This window comes from Nocardiopsis changdeensis, assembly GCF_018316655.1.
Taxonomy (GTDB): Bacteria; Actinomycetota; Actinomycetes; order Streptosporangiales; family Streptosporangiaceae; genus Nocardiopsis; species Nocardiopsis changdeensis.
The window spans coordinates 3,063,530-3,084,160 of record NZ_CP074133.1 but is presented as its reverse complement, the minus strand read 5'-3'; the positions used below and the strand labels follow the sequence as shown (position 1 = coordinate 3,084,160).

19 protein-coding genes are annotated in these 20,631 nt (G+C 74.8%); 6 read left to right on the top strand and 13 right to left on the bottom strand.

Annotated elements, in window-relative coordinates:
* The first annotated feature begins 119 nt into the window (after window positions 1-119).
* On the top strand, window positions 120-299 hold the full coding sequence (locus KGD84_RS13810) for a histidine kinase (protein ID WP_220560739.1): 180 nt from the start codon (window positions 120-122) through the stop codon (window positions 297-299).
* 132 nt (window positions 300-431) lie between these two features.
* Here KGD84_RS13810 and KGD84_RS13805 read toward each other — a convergent pair whose 3' ends face one another.
* Window positions 432-1,397 carry a threonine ammonia-lyase gene (locus KGD84_RS13805; protein ID WP_220560738.1) on the bottom strand — a complete coding sequence of 322 codons (966 nt, stop codon included), beginning with the start codon at window positions 1,395-1,397 and terminating at the stop codon, window positions 432-434.
* A gap of 68 nt (window positions 1,398-1,465) precedes the next feature.
* On the opposite strand from KGD84_RS13805, the gene KGD84_RS13800 reads away from it, so the two are divergent.
* Window positions 1,466-2,062, top strand: coding sequence for a flavin reductase family protein (locus KGD84_RS13800; protein ID WP_220560737.1), 597 nt, complete (start codon window positions 1,466-1,468; stop codon window positions 2,060-2,062).
* 69 nt (window positions 2,063-2,131) lie between these two features.
* Here the strand turns inward: KGD84_RS13800 and KGD84_RS13795 are convergent, their stop codons facing one another.
* The 3 genes from KGD84_RS13795 to KGD84_RS13785 form a co-directional block, all read right to left on the bottom strand.
* A complete protein-coding gene (locus KGD84_RS13795; protein ID WP_220560736.1) occupies window positions 2,132-3,502 on the bottom strand; it encodes a cellulase family glycosylhydrolase in 1,371 nt (456 codons plus the stop codon).
* Between the two features lie 337 nt (window positions 3,503-3,839).
* The gene (locus KGD84_RS13790; RefSeq protein ID WP_220560735.1) at window positions 3,840-4,508 is read right to left on the bottom strand and encodes a maleylpyruvate isomerase family mycothiol-dependent enzyme; all 669 of its coding nucleotides are present in this window, start codon (window positions 4,506-4,508) and stop codon (window positions 3,840-3,842) included.
* Window positions 4,509-4,617: 109 nt separating this feature from the next.
* Window positions 4,618-5,790, bottom strand: a complete 1,173-nt coding sequence (locus KGD84_RS13785; protein ID WP_220560734.1) for an MFS transporter — start codon at window positions 5,788-5,790, stop codon at window positions 4,618-4,620.
* Between the two features lie 74 nt (window positions 5,791-5,864).
* Between KGD84_RS13785 and KGD84_RS13780 the strand changes: the two genes are divergently transcribed.
* On the top strand, window positions 5,865-6,449 hold the full coding sequence (locus KGD84_RS13780; protein WP_220560733.1) for a TetR family transcriptional regulator: 585 nt from the start codon (window positions 5,865-5,867) through the stop codon (window positions 6,447-6,449).
* Between the two features lie 140 nt (window positions 6,450-6,589).
* Here KGD84_RS13780 and KGD84_RS13775 read toward each other — a convergent pair whose 3' ends face one another.
* Both KGD84_RS13775 and KGD84_RS13770 read right to left on the bottom strand, forming a co-directional pair.
* Window positions 6,590-7,210, bottom strand: coding sequence for an FMN reductase (locus KGD84_RS13775; protein ID WP_220560732.1), 621 nt, complete (start codon window positions 7,208-7,210; stop codon window positions 6,590-6,592).
* Window positions 7,207-8,319, bottom strand: a complete 1,113-nt coding sequence (locus KGD84_RS13770) for an LLM class flavin-dependent oxidoreductase (RefSeq protein ID WP_220560731.1) — start codon at window positions 8,317-8,319, stop codon at window positions 7,207-7,209. Before KGD84_RS13770 ends, KGD84_RS13775 begins: the two co-directional genes overlap by 4 nt.
* A gap of 276 nt (window positions 8,320-8,595) precedes the next feature.
* On the opposite strand from KGD84_RS13770, the gene KGD84_RS13765 reads away from it, so the two are divergent.
* Window positions 8,596-8,784 carry a hypothetical protein gene (locus KGD84_RS13765; RefSeq protein WP_220560730.1) on the top strand — a complete coding sequence of 63 codons (189 nt, stop codon included), beginning with the start codon at window positions 8,596-8,598 and terminating at the stop codon, window positions 8,782-8,784.
* A gap of 135 nt (window positions 8,785-8,919) precedes the next feature.
* Here the strand turns inward: KGD84_RS13765 and KGD84_RS13760 are convergent, their stop codons facing one another.
* Window positions 8,920-9,636 carry an ABC transporter permease gene (locus KGD84_RS13760; RefSeq protein ID WP_220560728.1) on the bottom strand — a complete coding sequence of 239 codons (717 nt, stop codon included), beginning with the start codon at window positions 9,634-9,636 and terminating at the stop codon, window positions 8,920-8,922.
* A 55-nt stretch (window positions 9,637-9,691) separates the two neighbouring features.
* Window positions 9,692-10,582 (bottom strand): ABC transporter ATP-binding protein, encoded by an 891-nt coding sequence (locus KGD84_RS13755; protein ID WP_220560727.1) that lies wholly within the window; start codon window positions 10,580-10,582, stop codon window positions 9,692-9,694.
* A 338-nt stretch (window positions 10,583-10,920) separates the two neighbouring features.
* Between KGD84_RS13755 and KGD84_RS13750 the strand changes: the two genes are divergently transcribed.
* Window positions 10,921-12,231 (top strand): DUF4303 domain-containing protein, encoded by a 1,311-nt coding sequence (locus tag KGD84_RS13750; protein ID WP_220560726.1) that lies wholly within the window; start codon window positions 10,921-10,923, stop codon window positions 12,229-12,231.
* On the opposite strand, the gene KGD84_RS13745 is transcribed toward KGD84_RS13750, so the two are convergent.
* The 3 genes from KGD84_RS13745 to lhgO form a co-directional block, all read right to left on the bottom strand.
* Complete coding sequence (locus KGD84_RS13745; protein WP_370634688.1) at window positions 12,228-12,629, bottom strand: ADP-ribosylation/crystallin J1; 402 nt, start codon at window positions 12,627-12,629, stop codon at window positions 12,228-12,230. The genes KGD84_RS13750 and KGD84_RS13745 overlap by 4 nt on opposite strands.
* A 447-nt stretch (window positions 12,630-13,076) precedes the next feature.
* Window positions 13,077-15,341, bottom strand: coding sequence for a serine/threonine-protein kinase (locus tag KGD84_RS13740; RefSeq protein ID WP_220560725.1), 2,265 nt, complete (start codon window positions 15,339-15,341; stop codon window positions 13,077-13,079).
* An 85-nt stretch (window positions 15,342-15,426) separates the two neighbouring features.
* Window positions 15,427-16,632, bottom strand: a complete 1,206-nt coding sequence (lhgO, locus tag KGD84_RS13735; RefSeq protein WP_220560724.1) for an L-2-hydroxyglutarate oxidase — start codon at window positions 16,630-16,632, stop codon at window positions 15,427-15,429.
* 682 nt (window positions 16,633-17,314) lie between these two features.
* On the opposite strand from lhgO, the gene KGD84_RS13730 reads away from it, so the two are divergent.
* Window positions 17,315-18,973, top strand: coding sequence for a catalase (locus tag KGD84_RS13730; RefSeq protein WP_220560723.1), 1,659 nt, complete (start codon window positions 17,315-17,317; stop codon window positions 18,971-18,973).
* Between the two features lie 141 nt (window positions 18,974-19,114).
* On the opposite strand, the gene paaI is transcribed toward KGD84_RS13730, so the two are convergent.
* Complete coding sequence (gene paaI / locus KGD84_RS13725) at window positions 19,115-19,492, bottom strand: hydroxyphenylacetyl-CoA thioesterase PaaI (RefSeq protein ID WP_220565721.1); 378 nt, start codon at window positions 19,490-19,492, stop codon at window positions 19,115-19,117.
* Between the two features lie 38 nt (window positions 19,493-19,530).
* A complete protein-coding gene (paaE, locus tag KGD84_RS13720) occupies window positions 19,531-20,631 on the bottom strand; it encodes a 1,2-phenylacetyl-CoA epoxidase subunit PaaE (protein WP_220560722.1) in 1,101 nt (366 codons plus the stop codon).

Genomic DNA, 20,631 nt, shown 5'->3' with positions numbered 1-20,631 from the left:
CGCGGCCCCGGCCCTTCGTGTGTGCGGTATGGCACAGTTCACCCCCGCGAACACTGGGTTCGGAAGTTAACGCCTATTACGGTTGTGGGGTCGGCGTTCCGCACCCCCTGGAGGCCCCGTTGACCGACCCCGACTCCTTCGGCACCGCCCTGTGGACCCTGCTGCTGATCACCGGGATCGCCCTGGCCTTCGGCGCGGCCGCCCTCGGTGACATGGCGCTGCGCCGCCGCGAGGACCGCGAGGAGCGGGCCCGCCGCGAGGCCGCCGACCGGCAGCGCTCCGGCACCGCGGCCCCCTGAGAGTCCCCCGCCCCGGGCTTCGCGCACCGTGGAGCCTCCCGTGCCGGTCTCCTGGGGCCGGCCGCACCGCCGGGATCTCGCGGCTTCGGCGCCCCCTCCCTCCTTTCGCCCGCGTTCCGGCCCCCTCCCGGATCAGCGGTGCTCGGCGATGATCCGGGCGAACAGGTCCGGGTCGACGTTGCCGCCGGAGACCACCGCGACCGTGGCCTCCGGTCTGCCCGGCTCCACGGCCACCCGGCCGGCCAGGACCGCCGCCGCGGCCAGCGCCCCGCTGGGCTCGGCCACCACCCGCGCCCCCAGGGCCAGGTGCGCGACCGCGCGGGCGATCTCGTCCTCGGTGACGGTGACGATCGCGTCCAGCCGCCGGCGCAGGTGCTCGAAGGTGAGGTCGGACAGGCACACCCGCACCCCGTCGGCCATGGTGCGGTGGGTGCGCGCGGGCTCCCAGGGGACCCGCAGGCCCCGCTCCAGGCTCTCGGCGGCGTCGGCGGCCAGCTCGGGCTCGACCCCGACGACCCGTATCCGGCGCGGGTGGACGGTCCGCGCCGCCGTGGCCACCCCCGAGGCCAGCCCGCCCCCGCCGACCGGGACGACGATCGTGGTCACCTCCGGCGACTGCTCCAGGATCTCCAGGCCCACCGTGCCCTGGCCGGCGATGACGGCCGGGTCGTCGAACGGCGGGACCAGCGCCAGCAGCTCGGCGCGCGCCGTCTCCTCGGCGACCTCGGCCCGCCGCTCCGGTGGGACGAGGACCACCCGGGCCCCGCGGTCCCGCATCCGCTCCACCTTGACCTCGGGAGCGTTGTCGGGGACGACCACCGTGCAGGGGACGCCCAGCCGGGCGGCGGCGTAGGCCAGGGCCTGGCCGTGGTTGCCGGAGGAGTGGGTGATGACGCCGCGGGCGCGCTGGGCGGGGGTGAGCAGGGCGACGGCGTTGGTGGCGCCGCGCAGCTTGAAGGCCCCGGTGGGCTGGAGGCTCTCGGGTTTGACGAGGAACGGCGGCCCCTGGGCGGGTCCGGCGGTCAGGGGGGTGCGCACGACCGAGCCCTGGAGGCGGGCGGCCGCGGCGCGGATGTCGTCTGCTGAGACCAGTTCCATGACCCCGGTATGCCCCCTGGCCCCGCCGCCCTCACGGGGCGGCCTCCCCCTGTGGATAATCGGTGGTGATGCGTACCGAATGGACTCCCCAGGACCTGCCCGGCCGGGCCTTCTACCGGATGATCACCGCGGTGGTGGTCCCGCGGCCGATCGCCTGGGTCTCCACCACCTCCGCCGACGGCGTGGACAACCTCGCGCCGCACTCCTTCTTCACCATCGCCTGCGCCGATCCGGCGATCGTGCAGTTCACCTCCACCGGCCGCAAGGACTCCCTGCGCAACGCGGAGGCCACCGGCGAGTTCGTGGTGAACCTGGCCTCCGAGCCGCTGTGGAAGGAGGTGAACGCCTCCGGGACCGCCTACCCGCCCGAGGTGGACGAGTTCGAGGCGCTGGGGATCACGCGCGAGGAGAGCGCGGCCGTGCGCCCGCCCCGGGTCGCGGCCTCCCCGGTGGCGCTGGAGTGCACGCTGCACTCGACGGTGGGGTTCGGCACCTCCACGGTGGTGTTCGGCCGGGTGGTGCACGTGGCGGTGGACGACGGCGTGCTGGGCCGGGACGGCCTGCCGGAGGTGGAGCGGCTGCGTCCGCTGGCCCGCCTGGGCCGCAACGAGTGGTCCACCCTGGGCGAGGTGCGCGCGGTCGACCGCCTCCCCTACACCCCCTGATCCGCCCCTTACCCGGGGTCCCCGGCCGCGCGGACCCGGTGGTCCGCGCGGCCGGGAACGGAACGTGCGTCAGGAGCGGCAGGTCAGGGCCGGGACCCGCGGGCTCCCCTCACTGGAACCGGTGAAGCCGAAGGTGGTCGACCGCCCCGAGGCGAGCGTGCCGTTGTAGGAGGCGTTCACGGCGGTGACGTCCGGACCGTCGGAGGTCACCTCGGCGTTCCACGCGTGGACGACGTGCTGCCCGGGGGCGTGGGTCCAGCTCACGGTCCAGCCGGTCAGGTCCTCGGCGGCGGTGACGGTCACGTCGGCCCGGAACCCGCCCGACCATTCCTGGACGACCGTGTAGACGGCCTCGCAGCCGTCGCCGCCCGGGCCCTCGGTGGGCTCCTCGGTCGGCTCCTCCGTGGGCTCCCCGTCACCGTAGACGGGCGCCTCGACGGAGGTCTCGGCGATGCCGTCGGGCCCGTGGAAGATCCGCTCGCCCCAGGGGGTGAGCCGTTCGGGGTCGAAGCCCTCGACCATGTCGAGGTACTCCACTCCCCCGCCGTTGCCGCTCCAGGACCAGCCGAGGTACCCCAGGCCCAGGCGCCGGGTGTGCTCCAGGATGGCGTCCTCGTCGGGGTTCCCGTCGCTGTGGTCGTGGCCGAACTCGCCGACGATCAGCGGCAGGCCCGCGTTCGTGAAGTGCTCCAGGTAGGAGACCACGGTGGACTCCTGGGCGTAGACGCCGTACATGTGGATCGAGAAGAGCGTGTTGGCGTGCGGGTCGGAGGCGAAGACCGACGCGGCGCCGTCGCGCATGGTGTGCGACCAGTCCTGGCCCCAGTTGGGCGCGTCCGCGACCAGGGTGTGGTGGAACCCCGCGTCCCGCAGCCGGCCGATCGCCGCCGAGGTGTCGGACGCCCAGTTCGCCACGGTCGCCTGGTCGTTGCCGTAGGGCTCGTTGCCGATGTTGACGAGGACGTGGTCCTCCTCGCCGTGCAGGGCGTCCTGGACGCGCAGCCAGTAGTCGACGGCCTGGTCGAGGGTGGCGGCCCCGGACTGCTCGCCGTAGCCGGTGGTGTCGTGCACCTCCAGCACGCAGATCAGGCGGTTGGCCTTGCAGTCGTCGACGACGGCGGCCACGTCGGCGACGCCGTTCTCCGCCCACCGGTCGCCGCTGCTGAGCACGACGCGGACGGTGTTGGCGCCCAGCTCCTTGATGTCGGCGAGGGACCCGGTCTCCTGCGGGTACCAGGTGTGGGCGTGGTTGACGCCCCGCATCACGAAGTCGTTGCCGGCCGCGTCGACGAGGCGGCCGTTCTCGATCCGGAAGCCGGTGTCGGCCTGCGCGGAGGCGGTGAGGTGCGCCCCGGAGGGCGCGGGGGGCGAGGCCCACGCGAAGGCGAGGGCTGCGATCCCGGTCAGGGCCACGAGGGCCGTGAGCAGACGTCGGACCATGGGGGGTTCTCCTCAAGGACGGAGGACAACGTTGTCTTCTTGTGGCGGGCATCCCGGGCAGCAGGAGGACCCGGGATGCGACACCGTGAGACAACGTTGTCATCTCGTGCGGAAGGATCGGCGGACGGGCAGGGGGCACCGGCGGGACCGGCACCGGCGCCGCCGCCCGGGCGCGGCGGGGGCCGCGCCCGTTCCGGCCGTGGGGGCGCTCTCCGTGAGGGAGCGCTCCCATAGCCGATGGGGAGAAATTAACACCGCCGCCGTCGCCCCGCAATGGAGGGGAAACCGGTACTTCGCGGGACCGGGTACGGCGGACCGCCCCGGCCCGGCGCGCGGATCAGACGGTGAGGGGCTCGCGGGTGGCGGGCAGCAGGGACAGGGCCGGCAGGACCGGCGCAGGGTCGCCGGTCCAGTCCATGGCGGCGATCTGGCCGGGGGTGCGCCGCCCCATGAGGGCGCGGTAGAGCTCGAAGGCGGTGCCCCGCCAGTGCGGGCCGCCGCCCGCGCCCAGGGTCCAGGAGCGGTCGGCGTCGGTGGCGGTGACAGTCGGGCCGGGCGCCTGCTCGGGCCAGGCGCGGCCCAGCCCGGAGAGGGCGAAGTCGAGCAGGGCATCGGCGTGCTCGGTGACGGGGTCCAGGCCCAGCGCGCCGTGGATGTCGTTCTCGTGGGTCCAGACGTCCACGACGGGCAGGCGGTAGCGCATGCGGTTCTGGGTGCCGAGCAGTTCCAGCAGGGCGGGGGTGCCCGCGCGCCACTCGTCGCAGACCTCCGCGATGCCGCGGCCCTCCCGCTCCGCGACCTGGCGGGCGGTGACCTCGTCGGAGGCGGGCGGGGTGACGGTTCCGGCGACCACGTCGGCGCACAGTCCGGCCAGGTGCGCGTAGGTCTGGTGGACGGTCCAGTCGGGGCAGGCGGGGACGGTGGTGGCCAGCGCGGCGGCGTCGAGGCCGCCGGCCAGGGCGATCAGACGCTCCTGGGACTGGCTGTAGATGCGCACGGGATCCATGCGGGCCACCTTACCGAACACCGTTCGGAAACCCCGGCCCGGGTACGGGCCCACCGGCCCCCTCCCACGGGTGTCCGCCCTTCCCCCTCGGGCGCGGCGCCGGGTCCGGTCAGGGGTGCGGGAGGGGGCGGGGGCGGCGGACGAGGGGGACCGCGGCCAGGCCCAGCGCCGCGGCGAGGGCCGCGGCGGCCGGGACCAGGCCGGGACCGAGCGCGACGGCGGCACCTCCCAGCACGGCGCCCAGGGCGGCGCCGACGTGCACCGACGAGCTGTGCACGGCCAGCGCCCGGCCGGCGGTCCGCGTGCCGACGCGGGCGACCATGAGCGTCTGGAGCGCCGGCGGCACCGCCCAGGCGGCGGCCGACCAGGGCACGAGCAGGAGCGCCACCACCGCGACCGGCACCGGGCGCAGCCACCACAGCAGGGCGAACGCGACCATCACCGCGCAGAACACCGCGCCCGCCCCGGCGAAGGCGCGGCCCGGCCCGACACGGTCCGCGAGCGTCCCCGAGACGCGGGTGCCCACCAGCCCGCCGACCCCCGCGGCGACCAGCAGCGCGCCCAGGGCGGTGGGCCCCACACCCGCGAGGCCGGCCAGGAACACCGCGAGGTAGGTCTGGAAGGCGATGTTGCCCGCGACGGTGAGCACGGTGGCGGCCAGGACGGCGGCGACGGCGCGGGAGGCGAGCGGACGGATCAGGTCCACCGGTCCGCGCCGCTCCCCCACCGGCCCGGAGGCGGGCACGGTGGCGGCCGAGGCGGCCAGGGCGGCGGCGCCCAGCAGCCCGCCCAGCACGAAGGCGGCCTGCCATCCGAAGAGGCCGCCGGCCCAGGCGCCCAGCGGGACGCCGAGCAGGACCGCCCCGGTCAGCCCGGTCATCACGGTGGCCAGGTGGCGGCCGCGCCGCTCGGGCGGGGCCTGGGCGGCGGTCAGGGCGAGGGCGCAGGGCAGGGCCACGGCCGCGGACAGGGCCGCCAGCAGGCGCAGCGCCAGCAGCGGGCCGAGCCCTTCGGTGAGCGGCACGGCGAGGTTGGCCGCGGTGAAGACCGCCAGGGAGCACGTGAGCACGGCCCGGGGCGGGACCCGCGCCAGCAGGAGCGCCCACAGCGGTGCCGTGAGCGCGTAGCCCAGGGAGTAGAGGGTGACAAGCTGGCCGGCGGCGGACGGGGGGACGGCCAGGTCCGCGGCGAGCCCGGGCAGGACGCCGATGACCACGAAGTCGTCGGTCTGGACCGCGAAGGCGGTGAGGGTGAGGGCGGGGAGCCACCGGGATGAGCGCATGCGATTAGGGTAACAACTGTTTCCTTAATAGGTGTGCGAACGTGGGGCGAAGGAAGAAGAGGTGATCGCGCCCCATGCCCCGAACCGCCGACCCCGAGCGCCGCCGCGAGGTCCTGGACGCCGTCATCGCCGAGCTGGCCCGCATCGGCGCCGCCGACTTCTCGCTGCGCGACCTCGCCCGCGGCCTGGGGCAGAGCACCCGGGTCCTCACCCACCACTTCTCCGGCAAGGAGGCCCTGCTCGTCGCGGTGCTGGAGCGGCTGGACGAGGTGCAGCACGCGGCGCTGCGCGCCACCCCCGGCTGGGACGACCCGGGGGTCCCGGTGGGCGACATCGTCCGCGACACCTGGCGGCGCACCCTGGCGGAGCCGGAGATCGCCGTGACCCGGCTCATCCGGGAGATCGAGGGGCTCGCCGCCGCCGGCCGGCTGCCCGTGGAGGTGCCGGGCTTCGTGCGCGGCCGGGCCGCGTTCGTGGCCTCCTGCCTGGCCCTGCGGGGGCTGCCCGCCGCCGAGGCCCTGCGGACCGCGACCCTGCTCAACGCGGCCTTCTCCGGCCTGGAGACCGACCTGCTGACCACCGGGGACCGCGACCGCGCCGAGGCCGCGCTGGAGGACCTGTGCGCCTGGGTGGACGCCCGGGCCACGCCCCGCGGCTAGTCCCCGGCCGGGAGCGGCGGCGGGATCCGGTCCCACGCCTCGTCGGGCAGCAGCCACAGCCCGTCGCCCACGACCTCTCCCGGCGGAAGCAGGGCGGCCCCGGCCGGGGGTTCCCGGTCGGGGCCGCGCGGACGGGCGGGTCAGGTGCCCAGGCCGGACATCAGGTCGGCGAAGGCGACCGGCTCGTCGTAGGGGTCCTCCTCGCGCCGCTCGTGGTCGGCGGCCAGCCGGGCGAGCTGGCGGCCGGCCCGCTCGATGCGCTCGTTGAGCTCGCGGGCGCCCTCGTCGCCCGCGCCCCAGTCCTCCGAGGCCGCGTAGACACCGGTCGGGACGACCAGCGCCCGGGCGTAGGTGAACATCGGCCGCAGGGCGTGCTCCAGGACCAGCGAGTGGCGCGGGCTGCCGCCGGTGGCGCCGACGAGCACCGGGACCGAGTCCAGCGCCCCCTGCTCGACCACGTCGAAGAACGACTTGAACAGTCCGCTGTAGGAGGCGTTGAACACCGGGGTCACCGCGATGATCCCGTCGGCCCCGGCCACGTCGGACAGCACACCGGGCAGGTCGCCGGTGGGCACCTGGGTGACCATGGCGTTCATGACGTCGTGGGCGAGTTCGCGCAGTTCCACCGTGCGCACCTGCGCCTGGATCCCCTCGTCCCCCAGGGCGCGCTCGGTGGCGGCGGTGAGCCGGTCGGCGAGCAGCCGGGAGGACGACGGGGTGCTCAGCCCCGCCGAGACGGTGACGATGCGGCGGACGGTCATTCCCTGGCCTCCGTGTTCTCCTCGTTGCGGTCCTCGGCCCGCCGGGCGGCGAGCATCGAGGCGTGGGTGGGCGCGTCGGGTACGTGCGCGGGGCGGCCGGCGGCGAACTCCTTGCGCAGCACCGGCACGACCTCCTCGCCCAGCAGGTCCAGCTGCTCCAGGACGGTCTTGAGCGGCAGGCCCGCGTGGTCCATGAGGAAGAGCTGGCGCTGGTAGTCGCCGAACATCTCGCGGAAGGTCAGGGTTCGGTCGATGACCTGCTGCGGGCTGCCGACGGTCAGCGGCGTCTCCCGGGTGAACTCCTCCAGGGAGGGTCCGCCGCCGTAGACGGGCGCGTGGTCGAAGTAGGGCCGGAACTCCTTGACCGCGTCCTGGGAGTTCTTGCGCATGAACACCTGTCCGCCCAGGCCGACGATCGCCTGCTCGGCCTTGCCGTGGCCGTAGTGCTCGTAGCGGCGGCGGTACAGCGCGATGAGCTTCTTGGTGTGGGTGGCCGGCCAGAAGATGTTGTTGTGGAAGAAGCCGTCACCGTAGTAGGCGGCCTGTTCGGCGATCTCCGGGCTGCGGATGGAGCCGTGCCACACGAACGGCGGGATGCCGTCGAGCGGGCGCGGGGTGGCGGTGAAGCCCTGCAGCGGGGTGCGGAACTTGCCCTCCCAGTTCACGACGTCCTCGCGCCAGAGGCGGTGCAGCAGGTTGTAGTGCTCCAGGGCCATGGGGATGCCCTCGCGGATGTCGTAGCCGAACCAGGGGTAGACCGGGCCGGTGTTGCCGCGGCCCATCATCAGGTCCACCCGGCCGTCGGCGATGTGCTGGAGGAAGGCGTAGTCCTCGGCGATCTTCACCGGGTCGTTGGTGGTGATGAGGGTGGTCGCGGTGGACAGGACGATCCGTTCCGTCCGCGCGGCGATGTAGCCGAGCATGGTGGTCGGCGAGGACGGCACGAACGGCGGGTTGTGGTGCTCGCCGGTCGCGAAGACGTCGAGCCCGACCTCCTCGGCCTTGAGCGCGATCTCGATGATGGCCTTGATGCGCTCGTGCTCCGTCGGCGTCCGGCCGGTGGTGGGGTCGGTGGTCACGTCGCCGACCGAGAAGATTCCGAACTGCATGGCCCGCTCCTGAACTAGCTTTCCAAGAAGTAGTTTCCTGCGAAACTATCACGTTCGAACGGTGGACACACCCCCCGTATTCCCCGCCGGCGCCTCCGCGGCCGGACGCTGTTCATCCACAGGCACGCTCCGTATCCGCAGAATGTCATCCGGACCTGCTATCCCTGGTAAAGCCGACACCATCCCGGTCACCCGGAGTCATGGTCGGCCGGACACGAGGACGTCGAACGCACCGGAAGGAGAAGGGCGCCCCCTCGACCCCGCGCCCGAAACCACATGTCCGTCACCCTCGATCCCCGGCGGCTTCCCCACCACCGACCCGACGACCACGAGCGCGCCGACACCGCGCACGCCGACGGCCCCCGTCAGCCGGTGGTCCTGGCCGACGCGCTGGCCGACGTCGTCACCGCGCTGAGCAGCCTGGACCCCGACCTGGCCCCCAGGCCGCGCCTCGGCGAGGCCTGACCCCCGACACACCGACGGCCGTATCGACGGCGTCGATACGGCCGTGCGGCGGTACCCCAGGCGTCCCCCGACGCCGCGCCGCCCTCCCGTGCGCCCTCGAACCGGGCGGCACGGCCGGCGGCCGGGGCCCCGCCGTCAGCGGCGGGGCTCCCAGCGGAAGACCCTGAAGGCCAGGGCCACGGCGACGACCACCCAGGCCAGGGTCGGAGCCAGCAGGAGCAGGGAGTCCGCGAGCGGGACGCCGCCGTTCCAGGCGCCGACGACCAGTTCCGTGGCCGCGCCGCCGGGCAGCAGCCGCTTGAGCGGCGCCAACTCCTCCGCCCCGGTGAACCCCACCCAGCCGGAGACGGCCAGCACGCCGATCAGGACGGGCAGCGTGGTCACCTGGGCGTGCTCGGGCGAGTTGGTCACCCCTGCGGTGGCCAGCGCCAGGCCGATCATCATGACGACCGCCGCCAGCACGGCCGCCACCAGCAGCAGGGGCCGCTCCGGCGGGGCGGCGACGACCGACAGCACGGTCAGGACCACGGCCGTCTGCGCGACCGCGAAGGCGGTCACCGGCAGCAGCAGCCCGGTGAGGATGCGGGCGTCGTCCAGCGCGGTGGAGCGCAGCCGCTTGAGGTAGAGGTTCTGGCGGCGGGAGGCGAGCGTGGTCACCGCGGTGGTGTAGAGCCCCATCGTCACCACGAGGAACACCAGGATCGCGGCGACGCCGCCGAGGTCGAGGAACGGGATGCGGTCCTGCAGGTACATGTAGAACGCGCTGGCCGCCGCGGGCATGACGAGCATGGTGACCAGCACCAGCCGGTTCCGGAAGATCTGGATCAGCTCACCCTGAGCGATCGCGAGCATGGCGGGTCCTTTGTCTGGAAGGTTCGGGAGGGGTCGTCGGGCGCCGCGCCGACCGCTACTCGGCGCCCATGGCGCGGAAGACGTCGTCCAGCCGGGTCGGCCCGGCCTGGAGGTCGCGCAGCTCCACCGCGTGGTCCCGCGCCCAGTCCAGGAGGACGTGCAGGTCCTTCTGCAGGGCGGGGGTCTCGACGAGGAGCGCCCCGCCCTCCCCGGGGACGGCGGGCAGGGGCGGCACCGGCGCGGAGGGCGGCAGGGAGAAGCGGACGGTCGCGGGCAGCGTCCGGGTGAGCTCGGAGACGGTCCCCTCGCGGCGCAGCGTGCCCTGGTGCATGAGCCCGATGCGGTCGGCGCGCTGCTGGGCCTCCTCCAGGTAGTGCGTGGTGAGCACGACGGTGGCGCCGTCCTCGCGCAGCCGGTCCACGGCGTCCCACAGGGCGTCTCTGGAGCGGATGTCCAGGCCGGTGGTGGGCTCGTCGAGGAAGACCAGCTCGGGCCCCCCGTAGACGGCGGTGGCGAAGTCGAGCCTGCGCTTCTCGCCGCCGGAGAGCTGGGACACCCTGGTGCCGGCCCGGTGGGAGAGGTCGACCAGGTCGAGCAGCCGCTCCACGCGGTCCGTGCGCCGGGAGAGCGTCCCGAACAGCCGGACCGACTCCCGGACCGTGAGGTCCGGGGAGAAGCCGCTCTCCTGGAGCATGATGCCCGTCCGGGGGCGGACGCCGCCGCGGTCGCGCGGGTCCCGGCCGAAGACGCGGACGGTGCCGGAGGTGGCGGCGCGGTGGCCCTCGACGGCCTCCAGGGTCGAGGTCTTGCCCGCCCCGTTGGTGCCGAGCAGGGCGTAGAGCTCCCCGCGCCGCACCTGGAAGGACAGGTCCTTGACGGCGTGGAAGTCGCCGTACTTCATGTTCAGGCTCTGGACGTCGATGACTGCCGTGGTGGAAGTGGACATGGCCCCCATTACAGTCGGCGGCGCGCCCGCCCGGCAGTCCCGCCGTGTCACCACCCGGCCGTGACGTTCTCACAGGTGGACGCATGACGTGGTGTCACTTCACACGCCCGCGGCGCCCGCTGTACCCGTGCCGCCGTGCGCGGCCGCGTCCGCCGTCCTCGCCGTGGCCCCGTGCCCCGGGGCGGGGCCTGCGGCCCCTCCCCGGCACGGGTCTTCTCCCGCTCCAGCGCGGGTGCGGGCGGATCCCCGGCCCCGGGCCGCGCGGACATCCGCCGCGGTCCCCGTCCCCGGCCCCCGCTAACCTGTCCCCCGCGACCGAACCGTGGAAAGGGGCGCCGGTGACCGATCCGAACGCCGTCAACGCGTACGTCCTCCTGCGCGAGCGTCCGCCCGCCGCCGTGCTGGCGGCCCTGCACCGCGTCCTGGGCCTGGGCGTGTCCGAGGTGGCCCGGCGCGCCCGGTCGAGTGAACCTCTGCTGCGGGTCGGGCTGTTCGGCGACGACCACGCCGAGGCGGCCCGCCGCCTGCGCACCGTGCTCGACCTGGTCGCGCCCCACCGCCACGAGGTGCACGAGTGCGTCGGCGACGCCTCCCCGGGACCGGAGAGCCGGACCGACGCCGCGACCCTGCTCGCCGCCCTGGCCACAGCCTCGGAGCCGCCGGCCCCGGTGCGCCCGGCACCCGATCCGGAGCTGACCCGCGTGATCGCCGGGGCGACCCGCGCCGCCGTCGCCGACCTGCGGGCGCGCCACCCCGAGCACTTCCACGCCTTCGCGCTCCTGACGACGGGCGAGGCGCTCCCGCCGTACTTGGCGGCGGGTTCGGCCGAGGGCGCGGCGCGCACCGGGGCCCACCCCTGGAGCCTGCCCGACGGCCCGTACGCCGTATGGGGCTACGAGGAGCACTTCGGGGAGGTGGTGCGGGCGTTCGGGGCCCGCGGCGACCTGTTCGACATCCCCGGCGAGCGGGACCGCCTCGCCGAGTACGCGACCCGGCTCGCGTCCATGGAGGAGGCGCTGCGCCGGTTGGACTCCGAGGGGTTCTTCGGTACGGGCGCCGACCGCCTCGGCGTCCTGCTGCTGGCCGGGACCATGCCCCCGGACGAGGAGGACGCCGGCGCCGTCCGGCGGCTCAACCCGGCGGGGCCGCTGCGGGACTCGTGGCTGCGCGAGGAGTCCGACGACCCCGGCCTCCCGGTGGACGAGGGGGCCCGCGCCGAGCTCGCCGGCCACCGGGGCGGGCTCGCCCCGGCGCCCAACCCCTCGGTGGCCGACCTGTGGCGCGCCACGCCCGGCCTGTACCTGGCGGACGGGACGGCGGTCTACGGCCCGCACACCCTGGCCGAGCGCAACGCCGCCTTCGAGGTCGCCCGCTACGCGCCCGGGTGGGTGCTCGTCGGTGACGACGGCGGCGGCCGCGGGCTCCTCATGCGGGAGACCGGCCCGGACTTCGACCCGGCCTCGGGGCGGGAGTCGGCGGAGGTGGTGCTGCTGGACCTGGGCGCGCTGTGCCCCGGGGTCGCGGACGAGGGGGAGTTCCTCACCGACGACCTCGTGGGGTGGCTGTCCCACCGGGAGCCCGCGGCCCGGGACGGCCGCGCGGGCGGCGCCCCGGGCCGCGGCGAGGGGCCGGTTCAGGGGCCGGCCTAGGAGGCGGTGCCGTCCCCGTCGTGGCGCAGGCCCTCGGGGTGCTCGGGCAAGAACGACAGCACCAGGCGGATCGGACCCACCAGGTGGGCGTTGAACTCCTCCAGCTCCTCGGCCGGCACCCACAGCTCCAGGATCGTACGCCCGCCCGCCTGCCGCACCGGGTAGCGGGCGGCGAAGTCCGCGTCCACGTCGAAGCGGGTCACGTACCCCGCCCCGGACCGGGGCAGGTTCCACTCGCGGGCGATGCGGGCGGCGTAGTCCTCGTTGAGGACGGGGTAGAAGATCGGCTGGTCCGGCAGGCGCGGCGGCCACTCCCGCCACCCCGACGCGCGCACCAGGTCCAGCTCCTCCGGCCCCGTCGGACGCCACAACGTCATGACCCCGGCCACACCGATCATCCCCCTCGTCGTCGGCACGGGGCGTTCGCACCCCGCGCGACCGGCAGCTTAGGGATTCCGTGGCCGGGTCCGCACCCGGTTTTTACCGGGCGGGGTGAAAATCCCCGGGACCACGGGGAACACCCAAGCTGTACGAAGCGTTCTCACAGGTGAAGCGCCCCGAACCCCGGACCTCGAAGCCCCGCAGACCCCGATCCCGCAACCCGCCGCCGAGGTCCCGAAGGCGCCGCACCACACATCACAGACCATGCGCGAACGTGCGCGTCGTGTCGGCAATGGGGGTTTCCGACACGAATTCATCGCCACGTTCGCCTTCCCAGCGGCCGGACCGCACTCAGTGCTTCTGGCCGCGCCCGCCGGGCCCGTGTTGGGGGACACGGGCCCGGCCTGTGTCCGGGGTCCGCCGCCACCGCGCGGCGGGCCCCGGCCTCTTCCCGTCCGGGCCGGTCAGGGCCGCTCGTGGTAGTCGATCAGGGTCCGCGGCCCGAACTCCACCGTGGTGAAGGGCCCGTCCTCGGCGACCGCGGAGGCCGAGTGGCAGGGGGACAGGTACCAGGTACGCCCCTCGATCGTCCCGCCCAGGTCGCGGCGGAAGATCGCACAGGCCATCTCCCCGTCGACGAGCCAGGTGCCGCCGCCGCTCCCGCTGTAGCCGGCCAGGTACTCGAACCGGTCGGGGAAGGCCTCCTCCGGCGTGGTGCCGGGGTCGGCCATCGCCTCCGCGACCTCCATCGCGTAGCCGCAGTCCACCTCCCAGCCGCTGGCCTGGACGTCCCACTCCCGGTCGAACGCGGTCACGGTCCCGCACACCGGCGCGTGGACCGCGGCCCAGCCGGCCCCGTCCCCGGCGGACGCGGTCCGCGGGTCCTCCACCTCGACCGCCTCCCCGGTGGAGGTGAAGTCGACCCGCACCTCCCAGGAGCCGGTGGTGTACTCGGCCCGCACCGGGGCGCCGTCGGCGCCGACCTCCACCCGGGCGGTCGCCTCCTCCTCGGTGAGGACGCCCCCGGCCAGGACCCCGAGCACGGTCGGCCCCGTGTACACGGTCCCCCCTCCGTCCCGGGTGGCCTCCCCCGAGTCGGCCAGGGCGCGCAGCGGCGCGGCCGCCAGGCCGGTGAGGGAATCGGCGGTCACGCTCGCGTCGACCGGCACGGGGGCGGCCGAATCGTGCCAGATATGACCGGAGAACTCCTCCTCCCAGGGGGCGTACACGTACAGCCCGCCGCGGTGGGCGGCCACGGCGGTGGTCCCCTCTCCCATGGCGGCGCCCCGGACGAGGAAGGTCCGCTCCTCCGCCGAGTAGAGGTACTCCTCCACGACCGTCTCGCCCCCGCCGACCGCCGTGCGCTCGACGCGGGCGGTGAAGCCCTCCCCCGTCTCCAGGACCTGCGCGGCGGCGAGCACCGCCTCGGCGGGGTCGTCGGCGACCCGCTCGTAGACCAGGTAGCCGCCGCCGGCCAGGCTCCCGGCGAGGAGGACCCCCGCACCGGCCAGCGCCGCCTTGGACCCGGCCACGGCGGCCAGTACACCGCCGCCCTTGACCGTGGCCGCGCCCGTGACGGTGCCCGTGGCGGCCGTGCCCGTTCCGGCGGCGCCCGCCGCCGTGCCGCCCGCAGCGGTGCCGCCGGTGGCGGCCGCGCCTCCGCCCGCCGTCGCGGTCCCGCCGCCGGAGAGCAGGGCGGTGCCGGCCAGCCCGGCCGCCGAGGCGAGGCCGACCGCGCCCGCCCACAGCCGCGGGTCGTGCCCGGCGGCGTCGACGCCCCGCCAGTGGGCGTCCAGCAGCGCCCGCAGGGTCCGGGCGGCGGGCACCCGGCCGCTCGCGTCGGTCAGGCCGAACTCACCGGGTTCGGGCAGCAGCGCGCGCATGACCTGCACGGCGCGCGGACGCGCCGCCGGGTCCACCGACAGCGCCGCCTCCACCAGGGGCCGGAGGGTGGCGGGGACCCCGTCGATGTCGTACTCCCCGGCCTCGACCCGGGCCCGCAGCTCCTGCGGGGTCCCGCCGCCGAACGGGTCGCGGCCGGTGGCGGCCAGCGCCACCAGGCCGCCCCAGGCGAACACGTCGGCGGCCGGGGCCGCGGCGGCCCCGGCATAGCGCTCGGGCGCCACCCAGCCGGGGGTGCCGTAGGAGGCGGCGCGGTCGGTGGACCGGTCGGCGCCGATCTCGGTGGCGATGCCGAAGTCGACGATCCTGGGGCCGGTCGGAGACAGCACCACGTTCCCGGGCTTGATGTCGCGGTGGGCGATCCCGGCGGCGTGCAGGCCGGCCAGGCCCTCGGCGGTGCCGACCGCGAACGCCCGCAGCATCTCCCCCTCCAGCGGGCCGAACGCACGCACGTGGGCGCGCAGGTCGCGTCCGGGGATGTACTCGAAGGCCAGCCAGGGCACCCGGGCGGCGACGTCTGCGGCGTACAGCGCGGCGGTGCCGATGCCGCGGGCCCGGCCCAGCATCTCCACCTCGCGCGCGAACGCCTCCCGGTAGCGGCGCCTGCGGGCGTGGCGGGCGTGCACGGTCTTGACGGCGACGCACCGCCCGTCGGGGCCCACTCCCCCGTAGACGGCGCCCATGCCGCCCGCGCCGATACGGCCGGCCAGGCGGTAGGGCCCCAGGGCGCGGGGGTCGTCGGCGGCCAGGGGCGCAAGGCCCGGAGGCGGCCCCAGGGGGGCGGTGGGGGCGGGGGCGGGCGGCTCGGGGGTGGTGGGGGTGCTCATCGGGCCCTCCCTGATCGGTGTCGCCTCCGGGGGATTCCCGGTTCCGCACCGTGTGACGCCCGTCCCGGCCCGGGTGTTCTCCGCCTCAGCCCCCGGGGCCGCCTTCGAGGGTGTCGGCGATGTGCTCGGCGATGGCCATGCAGGACGTGGCCGCGGGAGAGGGCGCGTTGCGCACGGCGGTGACCGGCCCGACCCGGTGGATGCGGAAGTCGTCCACCAGTGAGCCGTCGCGGTCCAGGGCCTGGGCGCGCACACCCGAGCCTCCGCGCACGACGTCGGCCGGCCCGATGTCGGGGACGTACCGCCGGGCGGCCCGCATGTAGGCGCGTTTGGAGAACGATCCGTACACCTCCGCGGCCCCGGTGCGCCAGTGGCGCAGCCCCATGGCCCAGAACCCCGGCCAGGCGAGGGTGTCCCGCAGGTCGGCGAGGCGGATGTCGGAGTGGCGGTAGCCCTCGCGGGCCAGCGCCAGGACCGCGTTCGGGCCGACCTCGACCTCCCCGGAGACCCGGCGGGTGAAGTGCACCCCCAGGAAGGGGTAGCGGGGGTCCGGCACGGGGTACACCAGGCCGCGCACCAGGTGCGCCTTGGCCGGGCGCACCAGCATGTACTCCCCGCGGAACGGCACGATGCGGGGCCCGTCCCCGTCCCCGGCGGCCCGGGCCACCCGGTCGCCGTGCAGGCCCGCGCACACGACCAGCCCGTCCAGGCGCAGGTCCTCGCCCCCGGCGGTGACGCGCACCCCGTCCCCGGCGGGGACGGCGGCGGTGACCGGGGCCCGGAACCGGACCTCGCCCCCGGCCGCGGCGATGTCCTCGGCGAAGGCGCGGGCGATGCGGGTGTAGTCGGTGATGGCGGTGCGCGGGGAGTGCAGGGCGGCCAGGCCGGCGGCGTGCGGCTCGATCTCGCGGATCCCCTCGGGCCCGAGGCGGCGCAGCCCCGGGACGGCGTTGCGGCCGGCCCGGGCGTGCAGGGCGTCCAGCCGGTCCACCTCCCGCGGCGTGAGCGCGACCACGAGCTTGCCGCACTCCTCGTACGGCAGTCCCCGCTCCGCGCAGTACTCCCGGAGCAGGTCCCGGCCGCGCGTGCACAGCCGGGCCTTGAGGCCGCCGGGCTCGTAGTAGATGCCCGCGTGCACCACTCCGGAGTTGTGCCCGGTCTGGTGCACGGCCACCCGGTCCTCCTTCTCGAAGACCACGACACGGGTCCCCGGACGGCGCAGGACCAGTTCACGGGCCGTGGCGAGCCCGACGATCCCGGCGCCGACGACGCCGATGCTCCGGTCGGCCATGGTGGACGCGCCCTCCCGTCGACAGCCGTGCGCGCCCGGCGCGGGCGCGCCCCCGACATTACCGCGCGTGGTCGCGGAGGCGACATCCGCGAATGTGACCTGGACATCTTTCAGGAATCGTGCTAGCCGGGAACATCCGGCCGCCATGGCACGTTCTCTCAGGTGAACGCGGACGGAACCCGCCCCACGGGTCCGGAGCGTGACAACGAGACCATGTGCGAACGTGAGCGCTCGTGCCGGCAATGGGGGTTTCCGGCACGTACCCGACCGCCGCGTTCGCCTTCCCAGCGGCCGGACCGCATCCCGTGCATCCCGGCCGCACCCGCTGGGCCCATGTTGGGGGACATGGGCCCGGCCTGTGCCCGGGAGCGCGCCGTCCCCACCCGACGGCGCCCCCGGGCACCCCCATGTCCGGACCCCTTCTCCGAACGCGCCGCCCCGTGCCGGCGCCCCCGAGCGCCGTGCCCGCGCCGATGCCCCGCCCGCCCGGGCCCTCACCGGCTTCTGCTCCGGCGCTCCCCCGCGCCGACACCTCCGGGCCACCCGGCGGCCGAAGGGCCGGGGCCGGGGGCGGGACCGGTAAAAATCTGCCACTTTCCCGTGGCTCGAGGGTGTCCGTCGGCCGCCACGGGGCAGTGTGGGCGGGGGAACGGATCACGACGAGCGTCGGGGGACCACTCGCATGACGGACGTATCCAGCCGGGGACCGCAGCCGGGAGACGACCGGGAGGTGCTCACCAACCGCCAGGGGCACCCCGTCTACGACAACCAGAACCAGAGGACGGTCGGCGAGCGGGGGCCCGCTACCCTGGAGAACTACCAGTTCCTGGAGAAGATCAGCCACTTCGACCGGGAACGCATCCCCGAGCGGGTGGTGCACGCCCGGGGCGCCACGGCCTTCGGCTACTTCGAGTCCTACGGGGCCTGGGGCGACGAGCCGATCGAGCGGTACACGCGCGCCAAGCTCTTCCAGGGCAAGGGCAAGCGCACCGACATCGCCCTGCGCTTCTCCACGGTCATCGGCGGACGGGACTCCTCCGAGTGCGCCCGCGACCCGCGCGGGTTCGCGGTCAAGTTCTACACCGAGGACGGCAACTGGGACCTGGTGGGCAACAACCTCGCGGTGTTCTTCATCCGCGACGCCATCAAGTTCCCCGACGTCATCCACGCGCTCAAGCCGGACCCGGTGACGTTCCGGCAGGAGCCCAACCGCATCTTCGACTTCATGTCCCAGACCCCCGAGTGCATGCACATGCTGGTCAACCTGTTCAGCCCGCGCGGCATCCCGGCGGACTACCGGCACCAGCAGGGCTTCGGCGTCAACACCTACAAGTGGGTCAACGCCGCGGGTGAGACCGTCCTGGTCAAGTACACCTGGATGCCCAAGCAGGGCGTGCGCAGCATGACCGAGGCCGACGCCGCGAACATCCAGGCGACCGAGACCGGGCACGCGACCAAGGACCTGCACGAGGCCATCGACCGGGGCGACCACCCGGAGTGGGAGCTGCTCGTGCAGATGATGAGCGACGATGAGCACCCCGAGCTCGACTTCGACCCCCTGGACGACACCAAGACCTGGCCGGAGCAGGACTTCCCGCCCAAGCCGGTGGGGCGGATCGTGCTCGACCGCAACGTGTCGAACAACTTCGCCGAGAACGAGCAGATCTCCTTCGGCACCGGTGTGCTGGTGGACGGCCTGGACTTCTCCGACGACAAGATGCTGGTCGGCCGCACCTTCTCCTACAGCGACACCCAGCGCTACCGGGTGGGCCCCAACTACCTGCAGCTGCCGGTGAACCGGGCCAAGAACGCGAACGTGCGCACCAACCAGCGCGACGGCCTGATGACCTACGAGCAGGACACGGGCGGGGAGAACCCGCACGTCAACTACGAGCCGTCCATCACCGGCGGCCTGCGCGAGGGGAAGTACCCCACGCACGACGAGCAGGGCCCGGAGATCCGGGGCCGGGTCACCCGCAAGCGCATCGCGCGCACCAACGACTACCGGCAGGCCGGGCAGCGCTACCTGCTGATGGAGCAGTGGGAGCGCGACGACCTCGTGCACAACTTCTCGACGCTGCTCTCCCAGTGCGACCGGGCCGTCCAGGAGCGCATGGTGTGGCACTTCCTGCTGGTGGAGGACGACCTGGGGCTGCGCGTGGGCAAGAGGCTGGGCATCAGCCCCGAGGACGTGTCCCACCTGGCGCCGCTGGAGAGCCAGAGCCTCACGGAGGAGGACCTCCGGCGCCTGTCGAAACTCGGCTCCAACGGCCCCCGCGACGTCTCCGGCCTGACCATGACCCACTGCGTCCCCAACGAGCGCCACGTCGTCGAACGCTGAGACGGCCCTACCGGACGGAGCCGTGCGCGCGGGCCGCGCCCGGCTCCGTCCCGTGGCGTCCGGGTACGGCAGGCCCTGATCCTTCCGGGTCCACCCGTCGGGGCCGCCCGGGGAAGTCCCCGGGCGGCCCCGACGGGTGTGTCAGCCCCTGGCGGGCAGGGTGCGGCTGCGGCCGCGGAACTCGGCGACGACCTCCTCGCCGCGGCGCACGGTGACGTCGTAGACGCCGCTGCGCCCGAACACCGTCCGCTCCTCGGCCGTGGCCACCAGCAGGTCGCCCTCGTGGGCCGGGGCCACGAACGTGACGTCGGCGCCCGAGGCCACGGTGACCCCGCGCCCGTCCACGTTGCAGGCGCACGCGAACGCCGTGTCGGCCAGCGTGAACACGAACCCGCCGTGGGCGATCCCGTGCCCGTTGACCATGAGCGGCCCCACGGTCATCTCCACCACCGCGATCCCCAGGTCGGCGCGCACCAGGCGCATCCCCAGGTTCTTGGAGGCCCGGTCGGCCTCGAACATCTCCCAGGCGGCCCCGTTGCGCACCGCGCCCTCCCCGCTCACGAGTCGAAGTCCACGGTCACGGCGTCGGTCTCGGGCAGCGCCTGGCAGGACAGCGCGTACCCGGCCGCCACCTCGGCCTCGTCCAGGGCGTAGTTGCGCAGCATGCGCACCTCGCCGTCGCAGACCTTGACCCGGCAGGTGCCGCACACGCCGCCCTTGCAGGCGAAGGGCAGGTCGGGCCGGTACCGCTGGGCGGCGTCCAGCACCGGCACCCCGCGCGGCAGGGTCAGCGTGGTGGTGCGCCCGTCGAGGATGACGGTGACCTCGCTGGCCGGCCCCTCCACCTCCGGGTCCTCGTGGCGGGCCTGGGGCGGCGGCTCGGCGCCCTCGACGAAGAACAGCTCCTGGTGGACCCGCTCGGCGGACACCCCCCGCTCGGCCAGCACCCGGCGGGCGTCGGTGACCATCCCGAAGGGGCCGCACAGCCACCAGTGGTCGGCGGCGTCGGCCGCGACGATGGTGTCCAGCAGCGCCTCCAGCTTGGCGCCGTCCAGGCGGCCGGTGAACAGCTCGGCCTCGCGCGGCTCGCGGGACAGCACGTGCACCAGCTCGAAGCGGTGCCCGAACGCGTCCTTGAGGTCGGCCAGCTCGTCGGCGAACATCACCGTGTCGCTGCGCCGGTTGCCGTACAGCAGGGTGACGTGGGAGCCGGTGCGGCGCAGCAGCGACGCGGCCATCGACAGCATCGGGGTGATGCCCGACCCGGCGGCGATCATCACGTGCCTGGCGGCGGTGGACAGGTCCGGGCAGAACCGGCCGGTGGGCACGCCCACCTCGACCTCGTCGCCGGGGCGCACCTCCTCCACCAGCCAGGTGGAGAACAGCCCGCCCGCGACCAGGCGCACTCCCACCCGGGGCGCGTCGCCCGCGGGCGCGCAGATGGAGTAGCTGCGCCGCTCCTCCACCCCGTCGACCTCCCGGCGCAGCGTCAGCGACTGCCCCGGGGCGAACGCGAACTCCTCGGCCAGGTGGTCGGGCACGTCGAAGCTCACGGCGACGGCGTCGTCGCACAGCTTCTCGACGGCGGCCACGCGCAGCCGGTGGAACACCGACCCGCGGCGCGGGGCCGCGGGGGCGTCGGTGACGGGTGTGGTCAC

Bases quoted from the DNA above. Each gene is read 5' to 3' on its own strand.
- KGD84_RS13805 (WP_220560738.1), bottom strand. From the start codon at position 1,397: ATGGAACTGGTCTCAGCAGACGACATCCGCGCCGCGGCCGCCCGCCTC.
- KGD84_RS13775 (WP_220560732.1), bottom strand. From the start codon at position 7,210: ATGACCGTCCGCCGCATCGTCACCGTCTCGGCGGGGCTGAGCACCCCG.
- KGD84_RS13800 (WP_220560737.1), top strand. From the start codon at position 1,466: ATGCGTACCGAATGGACTCCCCAGGACCTGCCCGGCCGGGCCTTCTAC.
- KGD84_RS13755 (WP_220560727.1), bottom strand. From the start codon at position 10,582: ATGTCCACTTCCACCACGGCAGTCATCGACGTCCAGAGCCTGAACATG.
- paaI (WP_220565721.1), bottom strand. From the start codon at position 19,492: ATGTTCGAGGCCGACCGGGCCTCCAAGAACCTGGGGATGCGCCTGGTG.
- lhgO (WP_220560724.1), bottom strand. From the start codon at position 16,632: ATGGCCGACCGGAGCATCGGCGTCGTCGGCGCCGGGATCGTCGGGCTC.
- KGD84_RS13770 (WP_220560731.1), bottom strand. From the start codon at position 8,319: ATGCAGTTCGGAATCTTCTCGGTCGGCGACGTGACCACCGACCCCACC.
- KGD84_RS13795 (WP_220560736.1), bottom strand. From the start codon at position 3,502: ATGGTCCGACGTCTGCTCACGGCCCTCGTGGCCCTGACCGGGATCGCA.
- KGD84_RS13740 (WP_220560725.1), bottom strand. From the start codon at position 15,341: ATGAGCACCCCCACCACCCCCGAGCCGCCCGCCCCCGCCCCCACCGCC.
- KGD84_RS13765 (WP_220560730.1), top strand. From the start codon at position 8,596: ATGTCCGTCACCCTCGATCCCCGGCGGCTTCCCCACCACCGACCCGAC.
- KGD84_RS13785 (WP_220560734.1), bottom strand. From the start codon at position 5,790: ATGCGCTCATCCCGGTGGCTCCCCGCCCTCACCCTCACCGCCTTCGCG.
- KGD84_RS13780 (WP_220560733.1), top strand. From the start codon at position 5,865: ATGCCCCGAACCGCCGACCCCGAGCGCCGCCGCGAGGTCCTGGACGCC.
- KGD84_RS13790 (WP_220560735.1), bottom strand. From the start codon at position 4,508: ATGGATCCCGTGCGCATCTACAGCCAGTCCCAGGAGCGTCTGATCGCC.
- KGD84_RS13730 (WP_220560723.1), top strand. From the start codon at position 17,315: ATGACGGACGTATCCAGCCGGGGACCGCAGCCGGGAGACGACCGGGAG.
- KGD84_RS13745 (WP_370634688.1), bottom strand. From the start codon at position 12,629: ATGATCGGTGTGGCCGGGGTCATGACGTTGTGGCGTCCGACGGGGCCG.
- KGD84_RS13760 (WP_220560728.1), bottom strand. From the start codon at position 9,636: ATGCTCGCGATCGCTCAGGGTGAGCTGATCCAGATCTTCCGGAACCGG.